Source organism: Microbacterium sp. YJN-G (genome assembly GCF_015040615.1).
In the GTDB taxonomy this organism is placed as follows: domain Bacteria; phylum Actinomycetota; class Actinomycetes; order Actinomycetales; family Microbacteriaceae; genus Microbacterium.
The window spans coordinates 55,472-71,532 of the sequence record NZ_CP060402.1 but is presented as its reverse complement, the minus strand read 5'-3'; the positions used below and the strand labels follow the sequence as shown (position 1 = coordinate 71,532).

Here is a 16,061-nt window from a genome sequence, read left to right as displayed (position 1 = left end):
TCCGGTCGTGCAGGTGTCCCCGGGTCGTGCATCCGTACCCTGGCGGCCCAGCCGTGACCTTCACTCGAGCGCGCGGCACCTACATGTGCCGCTCGGCGACCGCACAGGAGTCGACGGCAGATGTCATTCAGGCGAGCAGCTGTATCACTCCCGAGGAGCGGCGGTCGATGCGCGAGGGATAAGCGTCGGAAGAGCCTTGGTCACAGTGCCACTCGTCGAGCCGAGCAGATCCAGCGCACTGGCAGCGATCTGATCGAACGGCGTGCGCACCGAGGTGAGAGGGATCGGCAGCATCCCCGCCAAGGGGATGTCGTTGTAGCCGACGATCGAGACGTCTCTCCCGACGAGCATCTCAGCAGCTGCCGCGGCCGAAGCCATGCCGATCGCCAGGTTGTCGTTCGCGGCGAACACCGCCGTCGGCGGGGAAGCCGCGGCGAACAGCTTCCGCCCGGCTGCGTTACCGGACTCGATCCCGTACCCGGTGGAGACGATGCGGTCCTCGCGCAGGATGATCCCTGCCTCTTCGAGCGCACGTCGCGCACCGGCGAGCCGGCTGCGAGCGCTGGAGGTGAACCACGGTCCGGTGACCACCGCGATCTCCCTGTGCCCGAGGTCGATGAGGTGTCGCGCCGCGAAGTATCCGCCTGCTTCATCGTCGCCCAGAGCCGACGGGCTGGCACCATCGGTGCGCAACACGAGCGAATGCGCGACTCCACGTTCCCGCAACGAGGCGGGCAGGGTGTCATCGAGGCGAGCCGTGGCAAGGATGAGGCCGTCGACGTTGCGGTCCAGCAGCGTCTCCGTGGCCTGCCGCTCTTCGGTCGGATCGTCCCCACAGGTGGCGACGATCGCGAAGGATCCGCGTGTACGCGCGGTGCGCTCGATCGCCTCGAACATGAGAGCCATCACATGGTCCGTCAGTCGCGGCACGAGCACACCGATGGTGCCGGTCGCCCCGCGACGCAGGCCGGAGGCGAACATGTTTCGCCGATAGCCCAGTTCATCCGCGACCCGACGCACTCGTGCTGCGGTCTCCGAACGCGACGGCGGAGTCCGGTCATCCAGGATCCGGCTGACCGTGGAGATGCTGACGCCGGACGCCGCGGCCACATCCTTCAGTGTGACCACGCGTCGTTCGTTCTGCTCCACGGCAACTCTCCTCACTCGCCTCAGCGTGGCATCCGACGACCGGGTCGACCCCGACCGAAATCCGGATGTTGACACGACCGGACTCCTCGATCATACTTGCAATCGTTCCTGCAAACGTTCCCGCGAACGTTTGCAGTCGTCGATCTCCAGCAAAGAAGCTCCACCGAAAGGCAACGATCATGACTCTCGATCTCCGCGGTCTCAACCCGGCCCCCGTAACCCCCTTCACCGAGGACGGTGCCGTCGATCACGAAGCCATCCAGCGTCTCGGCTCCTGGCTGGGCTCGATCGAAGGGGTCAAGAGCCTCGTCGTGCTCGGCCACGCCGGCGAGGGCACGTTCCTCACCGAGAGTGAGCAGCTCGACGTCATCCGCGCGTTCGTGGCCTCCACCGACGGCCGGGTGCCGGTCATCGCAGGCATCACCAAGGAAGGCAACAAGACCGCCGGGCTCGAGGCGAAGGCCGCGCTCGATGCGGGCGCCACAGCGGGCCTGGTCTACCCCTCGCACGGCTGGCTGCGCTTCGGTTATCAGCAGGGTGCGCCGCAGGCGCGCTACCGCGAGATCTACGAGGAGTCCGGCCTGCCGCTGATCCTCTTCCAGTACCCCGACAACACCAAGGCGACGTACGACCTCGACACCCAGCTCGAGATCGCCGGGCAGGAGGGTGTGTTCGCGACCAAGAACGGTGTGCGCAACATGCGCCGCTGGTACACCGAGATCCCCGCTCTGCGCACCGCGTACCCCGAACTGCAGATCCTGTCGTGCCACGACGAGTACCTGCTGCCCACCATGTTCGACGTCGACGGGCTCCTCGTCGGCTACGGCAACGTCGCACCCGAACTCCTCGTCGAGCTCATCGCCGCGGGCAAGGCGCACGACTACGACGCCGCACACGCCATCCACGAGCGCCTGATGCCCGTCACGCAGAACGTGTACCACCGCGGCTCGCACATGGAAGGCACCGTCGCACTCAAGTGGGGTCTGGTGCAGCGCGGCATCCTCAACCACGCCACCGTTCGCACCCCCCTGCTGCCCCTGCAGGATGGAGCGGATGCTGAAATCGCCGCCGCATTCGCGCTCGCCGGCCTCGGCAGCGTGACAGTCCCGGCGTGACCCGGAGAGCGCGGCCGCCTCGGGCTGCCGCGCTCTCCTCCACCAACTCGTATCCGACCCTGATCCGCTCGACCCCCTCGACCCGCTCGACCCACTCGACCCGCTCGAGCACCCCAGTCAAAGAAGACTTCGCGACCTGCGTGTCGCCCTCCAACGAAGGAGAAACGAACATGAGCGAACCCACCAAGATTCGGCACACGGCTTCCACACCTGGCACTGGCTATGGTCGGGTCTCGACTGAGACGATGAAGAACATCGTCTCCACACGCACGCAACGCCGCTCGTTCTGGCAGCATCTGGCGCTCATCGGCCCTGCCTTTGTCGCCGGCGCCTGGCAGTTCGGGCCCGGCAACCTCACCACGGCAGTCCAGGCCGGCAGCGGCTACCAGTACACCCTCATCTGGGTCATCGTCGTCTCGACCATCCTGATGATCTTTCTCACGGACATGTGCGTACGACTGGGCATCAAGTCGCCCGTCTCACTCATCTCATCGATCAAGGATCATCTCGGCGGCTGGGTGGGTGTACTCGCCGGCATCGGCGTCTTCCTCATCACGCTGTGCTTCTCCGTCGGCAACGCCGTGGGCTCCGGGCTCGGACTGTCGATGTTGTTCGGTGGAAGCCCCATCATGTGGACGATCATCTGCACCGCAGCCGTCGCGACGCTCCTGCTGCTGCGCAACGTCTACCGGGTGGTGGAGAAGGTGCTGGTCGTGATCGTCGCATTGATGGCGATCGCCTTCATCGCATCCGCCTTCATCTCGAATCCGGACTGGGCCGCAGCCGGGGCCGGCCTGCTGCCGACGTTCCCTTCGGGTGCGTGGCTGCTGATCGTGGCACTGGTGGGGACCAACTTCTCGATCAACGCCGCGTTCTACACGGCCTACGGCACGAAGGAGCGCGGCCGCACCGAGGCCGAGTACCGAGATGTCACGATCGTCGACACCATCCCCGGCATCATCGCCCCTGGAATCATGACCGCGCTCGTCATCGTCGTCGCGGCATCGGTGCTTGGGCAGACCGGTGAAGCCGCGCCGACCATCGTCGCCCTCGCGGGGATCTTCGAGCCGCTCGCGGGCCCGATCGGGTCGACAGTCTTCGCCCTCGGGTTCTTCGGCGCGGCGTTCTCGTCCATGCTCGCCAACGCGACGGCCGGCGGCACGATGCTCTCCGATGGGCTCGGTCGGGGTGCGTCATCGGGTTCGCTCACGGCCAAGCTCGTGAGCGCGGGAATCCTCTCGTTCGGCGTCACCGTGACTGTCATCTTCCAGTCGTCACCCGTGCAGCTGATCGTCATCGCGCAGGCTCTGACCGTCTTCATCGCCCCGGTTCTGGCGGCGCTGATCGTCATCATGGCGAACCGCAGCAAGCTCATGCACGACATGCGCAACACATGGTGGCAGAACGTCGCGGGAGTCATCGGGCTGGCGGCGGTGCTCGCCCTCTCGATCCGGCTCCTGGTGACGCTCATCACCTGAGCACACGTCATTTCTGAAGAACGGATGCCGTTCTGAAGGATTCTGCATGCAGGATCACCCTTCAGAACGGCATCCGTGCGGTACACCTGCACGACTCGGGAACGGATGCACGACGAAACCAGTGATTCGGTCGTGCAGGTGTCCCGGGTCGTGCATCCGTACCCTGGGGGCCCGCAGTCAGACGGTCACCGAGGGCTGAGTCACCAGGGACTGGGCTCGTAGTCCTTCAGGAACACGCCGAACAGATCGACGCCGGCCTCTCCCTGCACGATCGGGTCGTACACGCGGGCGGCGCCGTCGACGAGGTCGAGCGGGGCGTGGAAGCCCTCTTCGGCCAGGCGCACCTTCGTGTAGTGCGGGCGCTCGTCGGTGATCCAGCCGGTGTCGACGGCCGTCATCAGGATGCCGTCGGTCGAGAGCATCTCGCCGGCGCTGGTCCGCGTGAGCATGTTCAGCGCCGCCTTGGCCATGTTCGTGTGCGGATGGCCGGGGCCCTTGTAGCGGCGGGAGAACTGGCCCTCCATGGCCGAGACGTTCACGACGTACTTGCGCCGGGCGGTCGAGGCGGCCATCGCGGGGCGCAGCCGGCTGATCAGCAGGAAGGGCGCCGTGGTGTTGCACAGCTGCACCTCGAGCATCTCGAGCGGGTCGACCTGGTCGACCGACTGCACCCAGCTGTTGACGACGTTGATGTCGGGCACGAGTCCGCCGGCGTCGATGGCGGTGCCGTCGGCGTGCTTCTCCAGCGACGACGACCCGGGAGCCATGGCGAGCCGGGCGAGGTCCTCGGCGGTGAGCGCCTGCCCGCCCTGCTCGGCGACCGTGCCGCCGAGGGCCGCGACCGACAGCAGCGGATGCGCATCCACCGACGCCTGCAGCGCCTGCGGGTGCGGGTCGGCGGTGTGCCCGAAGGTCTCCATCTCGGGTAGCGGCCCGTCGGGCAGCGGCTGCAGCTCGGCATCCGCGAGCAGCGAGTACGCACCCGGCGAGCGCCGCACGGTCTGTGCGGCGTTGTTGATGAGGATGTCGAGCGGCCCCTGAGCGGCGACCGAGTCAGCCAGGCCGATCACCTGCGCCGGGTCGCGCAGGTCGATGCCGACCACGCGCAGCCGGTGCAGCCAATCCGCCGAATCCGGCAGCGACGAGAATCGCCGCACCGCATCACGCGGGAAGCGGGTGGTGATCGTCAGGTGCGCGCCGTCGCGCAGCAGGCGCAGGGCGATGTGCATCCCGATCTTGGCGCGGCCGCCGGTCAGCAGCGCGCGCCGGCCGGTGAGGTCGGTGCGAGCGTTGCGCTTGCCGTGGCTGTAGCGGGCGCACTCGGGGCAGAGCTGGTGGTAGAACGCGTCGACGATCGTGTACGGCTGCTTGCAGATGTAGCAGTTGCGGGGCTTGAGCAGCTCGCCGGCGATGGGCGCGTCGACGACGCTGGTGGCGAGGTCGAGGCCGCGGGTCTCGTCGTCGATGCGGTCGGGTGCGCCGGTCGCGGTGCGCGCGACGACGGCCTTGTCGGCCTCGGCGATGGCATCCCGGATCTCCTTGCGGCGGGCACGCTTGACGGCCTTGAACATGTTGGCCGTCGCGCGGCGGACGGCCAGATAATCCGGATGCTGCTGATCGACCTGGTCGAGGCTCGCGAGCACGCGGAGGGCGGTGGCCAGGTCGTCGGGGTGGATGCCGCTTGCAGGAACGCCCGAGGCGGCGGAAGGGGCATCGGTCATTGGGCCGATTCTACGCGGCGAACCTGAATGGTCCCGGCCGGGTTCGGCCCGCTGTCGGACGACCGGCGTATGGTCAGCTGCATGAGCAACGCAGCCGTCCCAGAGACCCGCATCCGCCAGGGCATCGTGCCCGGGTACCTGCTCGCCCGGCTTGCCCGTTCCGACCGGTACACGCACGCGGCGCAGGCCGCCCGCCAGACCCTGATCGCCGGACGTCCGGCGTTCCACTCCGCGCTGGAGCTGTCGATCGGCGCCGACGGCGCGCTCGTCGCCGAGGTGACCGCAGCCCCCACCCGCACCATCTTCGACGCGCAGAACACCGAGCTACTGCCCGGCATGATCGTGCGTGAGGAGGACGACGAGCCGGTGGCGGATGCCACGGTCAACGAGGCGTTCGACGGGCTCGGCGCCACGTTCCGCATGCTGCTGGAGTCGTTCGAGCGGAACTCGCTCGACGGTGCGGGCGCCGCGCTGAACGCGACGGTGCACTACGGCCAGGACTACGACAACGCCTTCTGGGACGGCTCGCGGATGGTGTTCGGCGACGGTGACGGCGAGGTGTTCACCGGGTTCACCCGCTCGGTCTCGGTGATCGGGCACGAGCTGGGCCACGGCGTGATCCAGAGCACGGCCGGGCTGATCTACCAGGGCCAGTCGGGTGCGCTGAACGAGTCGATCGCCGACGTGCTGGGCGTACTCACCGAGCAGCATCTGCTCGGCCAGACCGCCGACCAGGCGACGTGGCTGGTCGGCGAGGGGATCTTCACGGATGCCGTGCAGGGCCGCGCGCTGCGCTCGATGATCGAGCCGGGCACGGCTTATGACGACGACGAGCTGGGCAGGGATCCGCAGCCGGGCCACATGCGCGACTATGTGGAGACCACCGAGGACAACGGCGGCGTGCACATCAATTCCGGCATCCCGAACCGCGCCTTCGCGCTGGCCGCCACGGCGCTCGACGGCAATGCCTGGGAGGGCGCGGGGCTGGCCTGGTACCGCGCGCTGACGGGTGAGCTGACATCCACGGCGACGTTCACGGAGTTCGCCGAGCAGACCATGGCCGCTGCGGCCTCGATCGGGGATACCGTGGAGTCGGCGGTTCGCGACGCGTGGATCGCCGTCGGAGTGATCGAGGATGCGCGAGTACGAGCCCCCCGCTGACGGTGCGGATGCCGCGGACGATGCGACCGGCCGCATCGTCGTCGCCGTGGTGCGCACCGGCGGCCTCGCAGGGCTCCGTCGCCGCTGGCGCGTCGAGCCGGAGCCCGCGCAGGCGCCGCAGTGGGTCGCGCTCGTCGAGCGCTGCCCGTGGGACGAGAGTCTCGACGGCGACGGCACACGGGGCGCGGATCGGTACGTCTGGAGCATCCATGCCCGCGTGCGCGAGCAGCAGCACGAGCAGGTGATCCCGGATGCTCTGCTGCGCGGCGCATGGCGTGAGCTGGTCGATGCGGTCCGGGATGCGGACGCCTTGCGCGATGCGGACACGGATGCCGATCCCGACACGGATGCCGATTCCGCGACGGATGCCGACAGCGGCGCCGCGCCGGACCCGACCGGCCCCGGAGCCGGACGCGGGGCGGCGCCGGAGGACGACACCCGGCCGCGCGGCGACAAGGGCGCCCGCTGACGGCATCCGCTGCAGCCGGGACGTGACACGAAGGAGTGAGCGCATGACCCAGAAGATCATCCCCAACGTGTGGTGCGACGGGAACGCCGCCGAGGCCGGCGAGTTCTACAGCGCCGCCCTGCCGAACACCACCTCGACGCTGGCGGCGCGCTACCCCGATGAGGTGCCCGACTGGCAGGCGGAGTACGCCGGCCAGCCGCTGGTCGTCGATCTGGTCGTCGATCTGGTCGTCGACGGATTCCGGATCATGCTGATCAACGCCGGCGACGACTTCCGGCCCACGCCGTCGATCTCGTTCATGCTGAACTTCGACCCGCTGCTCTTCGACGGCGATGCGGATGCCGCGCGCGCCGCTCTCGATCGCACCTGGGCCGCGCTGTCGGAGGAGGGGCAGGCGCTGATGCCGCTGGACGAGTATCCGTTCAGCCCGCACTACGGCTGGGTGCAGGACCGCTACGGCGTGAGCTGGCAGCTGATGCTGACGGATCCGAAGGGCGATCCGCGTCCGTTCGTGATCACGCAGCTGATGTTCTCGGGCGACGTGCAGGATCAGGCTCGCGAGGCCGTGGAGTTCTACACGTCGCTGCTCGACGACGCCGCGATCGGAACGGTCATCGCCTACCCGCAGCGCACCGGCACGGCGGGCGCCGGCAGTGTGATGTTCGGTGAGTTCCACGTCGGCGACCAGTGGTTCTCGATGATGGACTCGAATGTCGAGCACGAGTTCGGCTTCACGCCGGGCGTCTCGCTCGAGGTCCGCTGCAGGGAACAGGCCGAGATCGACCGTCTCTGGGAGGCGCTGTCGGCGGTGCCCGAGGCCGAGCAGTGCGGCTGGCTGGTGGATCGGTACGGCATCAGCTGGCAGATCGTGCCCGAGAACATGGGTGAGCTGATGGCGAGGCCGGGTGCGTACGAGCGGATGCTGAACATGAAGAAGCTCGTGATCGCGGACTTCTGACCCGCGATCACGTCGATGGCGTGACAATGGGTGCATGGGACTGTTCAGCCAGAAGCAGCAGGAGCCGAGTGCCTGGGCGGCGCTGCCCGGCGAACCGCTCGACGAGCACGACGTCGCCGAGCGCCTGGACGAGGCGCCCTCGCTCGACCTGATGGATGTCGGCCTCACCGCGAAGTACACCACGGTGGTCTTCCCCGTCGCGCCGCCCGCCCCTGAGGCGGCGGACGTCACCGACGGCGATACCGGCCCGGATGCCGATGCGGATGCCGACGCCGACTCTGCCGGCGCGGACGCCGACAGCGCCGAGTAGGCGCGTCAGCCGCGACTGGCAGTGACCACGCGTGCGAGGTCGTACCGTCGCGCGTCGACCCGCAGGGTGACCCCGTCGCGGGAGCGCACCACCACACGCGGGCGCCCGAGGAAGCGCACCGTCTCGCGAGAGACGATGTCGCGGTAGGCGATCTGCTTCTCCCGGCCGGTGATCGTGCGGAAGCGCACGGCATCCATCCCCGTCTCGACGTACCAGTTGCGGTATGCGAGCAGCACGACGACACCGGCGGCGAAGGCGACGACCGCCGCGATGCGCGCGGGCAGCAGGTCGGCCGTGTAGCGTGACGTGAACGACGCCAGGGCGAGGACGAATCCGATCGCGAGCAGCACGGCTCCGGCGAGGGCGAACAGCAACGGCATCCGCTGCCTTGTCGTGCCGGCGGCACCGGGCCGCACCCGTCGGAATGCCCGCGCGATGAGCACGCCGATCAGCGCGATCACGATGACGATGATCACGGCCTTCACGGCGAACGAGGACACCCCTTGACGATACCCACTGCCCGGCGGTGTCGCCCCGACGCCGTACGGTGGAGGGATGACGATCACCGCCGCCGCAGACGGCTCCGCCCTCGGCAACCCCGGGCCGAACGGCTGGGCCTGGTACATCGACGACGACCGCTGGGCGGCCGGCGGATCGCCGCACGGCACGAACAACCAGGGCGAGCTGCAGGCGGTGCTCGAACTGCTGCGGGCCACCGCGGGCATCGACGAGAAGCTCATCATCGAATGCGACAGCCGGTACGTGATCGATTCGGTGACCAAGTGGATGCCGGGATGGAAGCGCCGCGGGTGGCGCAAGTCCGACGGCGGGCCCGTGCTGAACCGCGAACTGCTCGAGGGCATCGACGAGGCGCTGCGCGGGCGCGACGTGGAGTTCTCCTGGGTGAAGGGGCACGCCGGGCACCCGCTCAACGAGGCCGCCGACGAGCGGGCGAACAGCGCCGCCAAGGCATATCAGCAGAAGCAGGAGCCGCGCCGCGGACCCGGGTTCTCGTCGGCATCCGACGGCGGGGCGGTGCTGGCCGGGGCGATGGCTGTGCAGGCCGAGTCCGGTGCGGCATCCGGTGGTTCGGGGTCATCCGAGGGTGCGGGGTCATCCGATGGCGCTGCGCCGCGCGCTGCCGCGCCGGCGACGCTCTGGGCGGAGGCATCCGATCTGCTCGACGGGCTGGATGATGCCACGGTATCCGCTCCCGTCGATCTGCGCATCTCTCTCACCGCCGCCGAGCACGCCCGCTTGCGCGACCGTGCCGAGGCGCAGGGCGTCTCGCTGGAGGAGGCGCTGCGCCGCCTGATCTGAGCGCACTCCCAGATCACAGCGGCCCAGCGCAACCCCCTGGTCACCGGCGCAATCCCACGGCAACGTCTGCGAGTGGGAGGCCACCATGGACTCGGTACTGTTCCTGTTCTTCGCGGCCGCGCACTTCGGACTGCTTCTCTGGGGAATCGCCATCGCGGTGCGCCGCGGCGAGCTGATCGTCAGCGATCTGGCGCTGCTCGTGGTGTTGGGGCTCGTCTACGACAACGCCGTGCTGAGCATCGGAGCGCTCATCGGCGAGGGCGGCGTCCTGCAGGCGCTGAACGGCGCGCGCTACTGGCTGCACGCGCTGCTCACTCCGCTGCTGGTCATGGTCGCCTGGCATGTGATGGCGCGCAGCGGCATCCGCTGGCTGGCGAACGTGTGGGCGGTGCTCGCGGCGGCTGTGGTCACGCTGGCGCTGATGGTTTACGAGATCGTCGTCGGCGCCGCGCCGATGAGACTGGTGCCCGAGCACGAATATGGTGCGCTCAGTTACGCGAACGCGAACGCTCCCGAGGGCCCACCGCTCATGGTGCTGGTCGTCGCCGTCGCGCTGCTCGTCGCCGGGGTGTGCGCGTGGGTGCGTCAGCGGTGGGCGTGGCTGACGCTGGCGACGCTCGTGCTCATCGTCGGCAGCGCCGTCCCCGTGCCGGTGCCGAGCGGGGCGATCACGAACGCCTTCGAGCTGGTGCTGCTGATCGGGGTGTTCGCGACCATCGCGTTCCAGGATCGCCGCGAGGAGCTGCCCGCGCTGGTGTGACAGCGGGCGTGGCCCGGCGCTGATGTGGCCGCGCTGGTGTGGCTGGTGGAGCGGTGCGAGACTGACGACGTGTGGATCGGCTGGATCGAGTTCGATGTGCTGCTGGGCGACGTGCACTCGCTCAAGCAGAAGCGGAGTGTGATCCGGCCCATCATCTCGGAGCTCGCCCGGCGCACCGAGGCGTCCGCCGCCGAGGTCGGCGCGCAGGATCTGCATCGCCGCACCGCGATCGGGGTGTCGGTGGTCGCCACGCACGCCTCGCACGTGCGCGACGTGCTCGACGAGGCCGAGCGGATGCTGGTCGACGGGCATCCCGAGGTCACCGTGCTCTCCGCCCGCCGCGGCCTGCACTCCAGCGACGACTGACTGCTGGGCCCCTAAGCCCGCTGGGTCCCTGAGGTTCTCGAAGGGCCCCAGCATCGCAAGCACGCTCGCCCCGCTGGGTCCCTGAGGCTCTCGAAGGGCCCCAGCGGGTTCGGGACGGGTGCTTCGACAGGCTCAGCAACCCACACCTGTCAGCTCACTCCCCCATCGTCACCCGGGTGCGCGGCAGCGCCTCCGGGTGCTCCTGCTGCAGCCAGGTCATGATGCCCTCGCGCACGTCGCAGCGCAGCGTCCACTGGTCGTCCGAGTCCTTCGCGGACATCACGAAGCGCACGGTGACGTGGCCGCCCTGGGCATCCGTCACCGCGACGCTGGAGCTGCGGCGGTCCCAGGCCGGCGACGCCTCGATGAGCTGCTGGAAGCGCTCGCGCACGGCATCCATCGGCACCCGCCAGTCGAGGTCCATGTACACGGTGCCGAGGATGAGGTCCGAGCGACGCGTCCACGTCTCGATCGGGTTGGTGGTGAAGTAGCTGCACGGCAGCACGAGGCGGCGTTCGTCCCAGATGTAGACGACGACGTACGACAGGTTGATCTCGCCGATCCGCCCCCATTCGCCCTCGATGACGACGACGTCGCCGACCCGGATCGCGTCGGTGAAGGCGATCTGGATGCCGGCGATGAGGTTGCCGAGGATCGACTGCGCCGCGAGGCCGGCGATGATGCTGACGATTCCGGCGGAGGCGAGGATGCTGGTGCCGACCGCGCGCATCTCGGGGAAGCTGAACAGCGCCGCGCCGACCGCGATGACGCCGATGATCACGAGCGCGAGGCGGTGGATGACGAGCAGCTGCGTCCGGCGCCGGCGTCCTTCCGCACCGATGAGCAGGCCGTGCTCGCGCGACATCATCGACTCGAAGCCGAACGAGACGAACGCGGCGAGCAGCCAGGCGCCGGCCATGATCGTGACGATGAGGAACAGCCGCGAGACGACCGGCCACCATCCCTCTTCGCCGGGGCCGGTGAGCGCGCAGGCGATCCACACCGCCACGACGACCGCGCTCACCCACAGGGCGTTGCGCACCCGGTGGGCCAGGTCGCGCACCCAGGGCACGCGGCGCGCCACGAGCGAGGCGATCAGCTGCGTCACCAGCACCGCGGCGGCGGCGAGCACGACCGCGAGGGCGATCAGGGCGATGGTTCCGATCCACGAGTTCCATTCGAAAGCCATGGCCCCACCCTACGTGCGGCGGCTCCGAGCCCCGTGTACGGCGGCTTTCTGGATGCTGACCGGCGGGCGCCGATCGCCGGCGCTGCCCCCGCCCCGGACGCCCGAGACCGGCCGATCCGCGCGCGGACCGGCCGGTTTCTGCGGAGTTACGACGGCTGGCCAGCGAGCACCGCGGACTCCAGCCGCTGGTACGACGCCTCCATGCCGTCGGCCATGCCGGTGCCGAGGATCGCGTCGCGGGTCTCCCGGTCGGGGAACTCCATGAGCACGGTGACCAGGGTGGCGCCGTCCTCCTCATAGAGGTTCAGGTCGTTGAGCACATCGGGGCCGTCGGTGCCCTGCATCCGCTCGAGCTGCACCGCGCGACGCGGGGCGTCGACGAGCAGTGTCTCACCCTCGAAGCCGAACGGCTCACCCTCGGTGTCGCCGACCGGCGCCCACGAGGTGCGGTAGCGGTCGCCGGCGGCAAGGCCGACCTCACACTCGGTCATCTCCCACCCGTCGGGCCCGAGCATCCACTGCCGGATCAGGTCGGGTTCGGTGTGGGCGCGCCAGACCAGTTCGCGCGGACCCTCGACGAGCCGGGTGATGCGCACGTGCGTGTCGTCGAGCAGCTCGACGCGGGTGCCCTTGCCCTGGGCGTACTCGCGCAGGTCGCGCAGCACGGCGTCGATCTGCGACATCGCCTGGCGGGTGCCCTCGATCACGCCCATCGCGATGACCTGCTCGAGCGCGACGAGCGAATCGAAGACGGTGGTGTTCACCATGCGTGTGCCCTCGCCGCTGGATTCGAAGACGAAGTCCATTCGCATCGACGGCAGCGTGCTGCTGGGCTCGCCGTGCTCGTCGGTGAAGCCGTCGAGCACCGAGAAGCGGTAGGGCTGCTCGATGCTGAGGAACTCCCAGTAGCCGTGCGACTTCTCGCCGCGCGGCCCGGTCATCGAGTAGTGGGCGCGCCCGCCGACGCTGTGGTGCCAGCTGCGGAAGGTGGCGGGCCAGCTGGGAGGGCCCCAGAAGCGCTCGAGCTGGCGCGGGTCGGAGTACACCTCCCAGAGCCGCTCGATGGGAGCGTCGAACTCGGCGGTGACGGTCATCGTCAGGTTCTCGGTGTCGGTGGCGATGTCGGTGACAGGCATTTCAGGCTCCTTGATCGTTGTCAGCATGGGTGGCTGAGCTTGTCGATGTGTCGGTGTTCTCGGATGCCGGCGGCGCGGCCGAGTCGCTCGACGGGCGTGCCAGCAGGTCGTCGAGCCGGGCGATGCGCGACCGCCAGAGCTCTTCGTATCGGGCGAGGAGCGCCCGTGCGCGGGCGATCATCTCGGGGTTCGCGCGGACGAGCCGCTCGCGTCCCTCGGCGCGCTTGACGATGAGCCGTGCCTCTTCGAGGACGGCCACGTGCTTCTGGACCGCGGCGAACGACATCTCGTAGTCGCGGGCGAGCTCGGATACCGACTGCTCACGCTCGATCGTCCGGCGCAGGATGTCACGCCGGGTCGACGTCGCCAGTGCATGGAACACACGGTCGATCTCCGCTTCGCTGAGTTCACTTCGTACAACCATTTGGTTGTACGTTACGACGGGAGTATGCCGGTGTCAACCGACCCGCGAGAATTGCTCTGCCGCGTGAGGATCACCCCGGCAGCAGCTGTCCCGGTCGGCAGCGCAATTCTCGGGGGGAGTGCGGCGCGTCAGCGCCGGGCGAAGATCGCGTGCAGCAGCGGCAGAGCGGATGCCGACATGAGGGTCACGCCGAGCCAGGGTACCGGGCCGAGCAGCAGGATGCCGCCGATGAGCATCCCGCCGAACAGCACCGCCGAGATCGCCCGGCGGGCGATATCGATGATCATGTCGAGGCGGCGCTCCAGGCGCGAGGTGTCGAAGGTGAGGGCGCCGTTGTCGAGCCGGTTGAGGGTCGATTCGATGCGGTCGGGCAGGCGCCACAGGATGCCGGCGTTCGCGACCACCTGCCGGCTGGCATCCCGCACCAGCCCGCCGGTCGCATCGCGCAGCAGCCGGGCAGCGTACGGCTCGACCGGCTCCCAGATGTTGAAACTGGGATCGAGCGAGCTGCACATGCCCGAGGTGAGCGAGACGGCGCGCATGAGCAGCAGCAGCTTCTCGGGGAACTGCACCGGCAGCGCCCGCATGGTCTCGCCGAACTCGGTGCCGAACTCGCGCAGCTCGCGCGGGTCGACGTGGCGCAGCTCGTTGAAGCCCATGCCGCCGAAGCGGGCGAACAGGGCGGCGAGCGCCCGCTCGAGCTCGCTCGTGTTCGCCGAGGGCAGCAGCACGCCGATCTGCTGAGCGGCATCCACCAGCCCCCGGCTGTCGCGCGCGGCGACCGCGATGATCAGCGACCGCAGCCCGTCGCGCAGCGCGTCGGGCACCTCGGCCATCATCCCGAAGTCGATGAAGGTGAGCCGCCAGCCTCGCGTGGTGGCAGGCGCGGGGGTGACGAAGATGTTGCCGGGATGCGGATCGGCATGCACGAACGAGTGCGAGAAGACCTGGTCGAGCATGACCTCGGCGAACACCTGCGCCACCTCGGCCGGGTCGATCCCGGCGGCGCGCAGAGCATCGGTGTCGTTGATCTTGATGGCCGTGACGTCTTCGAGGGTGAGCACGCGCCGGGTGGTGCGCTCCCAGACGACCGCCGGCGCGTCCACGCGCGAGTCGGCGGCGAACGCCTCGTCGAACCGCTCGGCGCTGGCCGCCTCATGCAGGTAGTCGATCTCTTCTGAGCAGGTCTGCGCGAACTCCTCGACCAGCGCCGGCGCGTCCACGCGATCCGAGACGATGCGCACCCGCCGCAGCCACCCCGCCACCCGCCGCAGCGCCGCGAGGTCGACCGCGACGATCTCGTCGATGCCGGGACGCTGCACCTTGACGACGACACGATCAAGCCCGGTCTCGGCGGCGTCCGTCTCGGAGAGCACGGCGCGATGCGCCTGACCGAGGGATGCCGCAGCTACGGGCACCGGGTCGAATGAGGCGTAGGCGCGCTCGAGCGGCATCCCGAGTTCCGCCTCGGCGACGATCCGGATGCTGTCGAACGGCACCGCGGGCACCTCGTCCTGCAGGCCGGCCAGCTCGGCCGTGATCTCGGGCGGCAGCACGTCGAGCCGGGAGGAGAGGAACTGCCCGACCTTGATCATCAGGCCGCCCAGCTCCACCGCGAGCTCACGGAACCGGCGGGCGAGCGCCAGCATCCGGGCATCCCGGGTGCGATCCGCGACTCCCGCGAGGCCGAGACGCGGCAGCAGCAGATCGAACCACCAGATCTGCGTCAGCGCGCGCCCGGCGAAGAGCAGGATGCGGCGATAACGGGCGCGATGCGGGCCTGTTCTCACCGTTCCCCCTGGTCTCGGAGCGGACTGATCCGCCGGACCTCCCGCATGGGACGGGAGGCCCGGATCGCCGGCATCCGTGTTACTTCTCGGCGAGGATCGAGTACAGCCTACGTCGGGCGTCGGCCAGCACCTCGACGGCGGCCTGCACCTGCTCGGGCGAGCCCGACCGCGCGACCTGCGCGGCGACGCCGGCGAGCTCGGCGCCGGCCTTGGGCAACGCCGTGTGCGAGCCGCTGCGGGAGGCGGATGCCTCCCACGGAGCGGGCTTTCCGTCGGCATCCGCGGTGGCCTCGCGACCGGCCTCGGTGAGCGAGTAGGTCTTGCGGCCGTTCTGCTCCTCGGCGTCGATCAGGCCCTCGTCGGCCAGCAGCTGCAGGGTCGGGTAGACCGATCCGGCGCTGGGCTTCCACGATCCGCCGCTGCGCTCTTCGATCTCGCGGATGATCTGGTAGCCGTGCATGGGCTCCTCGGCGAGCAGCGCGAGCACGGCGGCGCGCACGTCGCCGCGCGAGACGCGGGTGGCGTTGGGGCGCGGGTCGAAGGCGGTGCGCAGCTGATCCATCGCCTCCCAGACGCCGGCGAGCGGATTGCCCGTGCCGCCGCTCGAACCGAAACCGAAACCACCGGACGGGAATGATCCGTTCATGATGCCTCCTCAGACCTCAGACTGAACGACGAATGGTGGTTAACGATATGTCGTTGAGTGTCGTTGGGC

General features: G+C 69.2%; 17 protein-coding genes. 9 read left to right on the top strand and 8 right to left on the bottom strand.

Translation table 11 applies throughout. The features are described 5' to 3' along the window. Positions 1 to 144: 144 nt before the first annotated feature. Positions 145 to 1,149, bottom strand: coding sequence for a LacI family DNA-binding transcriptional regulator (locus H7694_RS00340; protein WP_193597626.1), 1,005 nt, complete (start codon positions 1,147 to 1,149; stop codon positions 145 to 147). A gap of 179 nt (positions 1,150 to 1,328) precedes the next feature. Between H7694_RS00340 and H7694_RS00335 the strand changes: the two genes are divergently transcribed. Together H7694_RS00335 and H7694_RS00330 are read left to right on the top strand one after the other, a co-directional pair. Next, complete coding sequence (locus H7694_RS00335; protein ID WP_193597625.1) at positions 1,329 to 2,264, top strand: dihydrodipicolinate synthase family protein; 936 nt, start codon at positions 1,329 to 1,331, stop codon at positions 2,262 to 2,264. A gap of 245 nt (positions 2,265 to 2,509) precedes the next feature. Continuing rightward, entirely contained in the window at positions 2,510 to 3,742 is a 1,233-nt protein-coding gene (locus H7694_RS00330) for an Nramp family divalent metal transporter (RefSeq protein ID WP_227468200.1), read from the top strand. Positions 3,743 to 3,942: 200 nt separating this feature from the next. Here the strand turns inward: H7694_RS00330 and H7694_RS00325 are convergent, their stop codons facing one another. After that, positions 3,943 to 5,463 carry an SDR family oxidoreductase gene (locus tag H7694_RS00325; RefSeq protein WP_193597623.1) on the bottom strand — a complete coding sequence of 507 codons (1,521 nt, stop codon included), beginning with the start codon at positions 5,461 to 5,463 and terminating at the stop codon, positions 3,943 to 3,945. A gap of 81 nt (positions 5,464 to 5,544) precedes the next feature. On the opposite strand from H7694_RS00325, the gene H7694_RS00320 reads away from it, so the two are divergent. Genes H7694_RS00320 through H7694_RS00305 form a run of 4 tightly spaced genes read left to right on the top strand, consistent with a single transcriptional unit; the run spans position 5,545 to position 8,361 of the window. Further along, complete coding sequence (locus H7694_RS00320; protein WP_193597622.1) at positions 5,545 to 6,624, top strand: M4 family metallopeptidase; 1,080 nt, start codon at positions 5,545 to 5,547, stop codon at positions 6,622 to 6,624. Then, a complete protein-coding gene (locus H7694_RS00315) occupies positions 6,599 to 7,093 on the top strand; it encodes a protealysin inhibitor emfourin (protein WP_193597621.1) in 495 nt (164 codons plus the stop codon). Before H7694_RS00320 ends, H7694_RS00315 begins: the two co-directional genes overlap by 26 nt. A gap of 43 nt (positions 7,094 to 7,136) precedes the next feature. Next, positions 7,137 to 8,051, top strand: a complete 915-nt coding sequence (locus H7694_RS00310) for a VOC family protein (RefSeq protein WP_193597620.1) — start codon at positions 7,137 to 7,139, stop codon at positions 8,049 to 8,051. A gap of 34 nt (positions 8,052 to 8,085) precedes the next feature. Next, positions 8,086 to 8,361, top strand: a complete 276-nt coding sequence (locus tag H7694_RS00305; RefSeq protein ID WP_193597619.1) for a hypothetical protein — start codon at positions 8,086 to 8,088, stop codon at positions 8,359 to 8,361. A gap of 5 nt (positions 8,362 to 8,366) precedes the next feature. Here the strand turns inward: H7694_RS00305 and H7694_RS00300 are convergent, their stop codons facing one another. Beyond that, positions 8,367 to 8,861: a hypothetical protein gene (locus H7694_RS00300; protein ID WP_193597618.1), complete on the bottom strand. Its 495-nt coding sequence runs from the start codon at positions 8,859 to 8,861 to the stop codon at positions 8,367 to 8,369. Between the two features lie 55 nt (positions 8,862 to 8,916). Here H7694_RS00300 and H7694_RS00295 point away from each other — a divergent pair, with 55 nt between their 5' ends. The 3 genes from H7694_RS00295 (at position 8,917) to H7694_RS00285 (ending at position 10,807) form a co-directional block, all read left to right on the top strand. Beyond that, positions 8,917 to 9,681, top strand: coding sequence for a ribonuclease H family protein (locus tag H7694_RS00295; RefSeq protein WP_193597617.1), 765 nt, complete (start codon positions 8,917 to 8,919; stop codon positions 9,679 to 9,681). Positions 9,682 to 9,766: 85 nt separating this feature from the next. Beyond that, the gene (locus H7694_RS00290) at positions 9,767 to 10,441 is read left to right on the top strand and encodes a hypothetical protein (protein WP_193597616.1); all 675 of its coding nucleotides are present in this window, start codon (positions 9,767 to 9,769) and stop codon (positions 10,439 to 10,441) included. Positions 10,442 to 10,510: 69 nt separating this feature from the next. Beyond that, positions 10,511 to 10,807 carry a DUF503 domain-containing protein gene (locus H7694_RS00285; RefSeq protein WP_193597615.1) on the top strand — a complete coding sequence of 99 codons (297 nt, stop codon included), beginning with the start codon at positions 10,511 to 10,513 and terminating at the stop codon, positions 10,805 to 10,807. 154 nt (positions 10,808 to 10,961) lie between these two features. On the opposite strand, the gene H7694_RS00280 is transcribed toward H7694_RS00285, so the two are convergent. The 5 genes from H7694_RS00280 to H7694_RS00260 all read right to left on the bottom strand — a co-directional run bounded on the left by H7694_RS00280 (position 10,962) and on the right by H7694_RS00260 (position 15,992). Continuing rightward, on the bottom strand, positions 10,962 to 11,996 hold the full coding sequence (locus H7694_RS00280) for a mechanosensitive ion channel family protein (RefSeq protein WP_193597614.1): 1,035 nt from the start codon (positions 11,994 to 11,996) through the stop codon (positions 10,962 to 10,964). A 146-nt stretch (positions 11,997 to 12,142) separates the two neighbouring features. Continuing rightward, positions 12,143 to 13,132 carry an SRPBCC family protein gene (locus H7694_RS00275; RefSeq protein ID WP_193597613.1) on the bottom strand — a complete coding sequence of 330 codons (990 nt, stop codon included), beginning with the start codon at positions 13,130 to 13,132 and terminating at the stop codon, positions 12,143 to 12,145. 1 nt (position 13,133) lies between these two features. Further along, positions 13,134 to 13,556, bottom strand: a complete 423-nt coding sequence (locus H7694_RS00270; RefSeq protein ID WP_193597612.1) for an ArsR/SmtB family transcription factor — start codon at positions 13,554 to 13,556, stop codon at positions 13,134 to 13,136. A 128-nt stretch (positions 13,557 to 13,684) separates the two neighbouring features. After that, positions 13,685 to 15,346 (bottom strand): ABC1 kinase family protein, encoded by a 1,662-nt coding sequence (locus H7694_RS00265; RefSeq protein WP_193597611.1) that lies wholly within the window; start codon positions 15,344 to 15,346, stop codon positions 13,685 to 13,687. Positions 15,347 to 15,425: 79 nt separating this feature from the next. Then, positions 15,426 to 15,992 carry a PadR family transcriptional regulator gene (locus H7694_RS00260; protein WP_193597610.1) on the bottom strand — a complete coding sequence of 189 codons (567 nt, stop codon included), beginning with the start codon at positions 15,990 to 15,992 and terminating at the stop codon, positions 15,426 to 15,428. Positions 15,993 to 16,061: the final 69 nt, after the last annotated feature.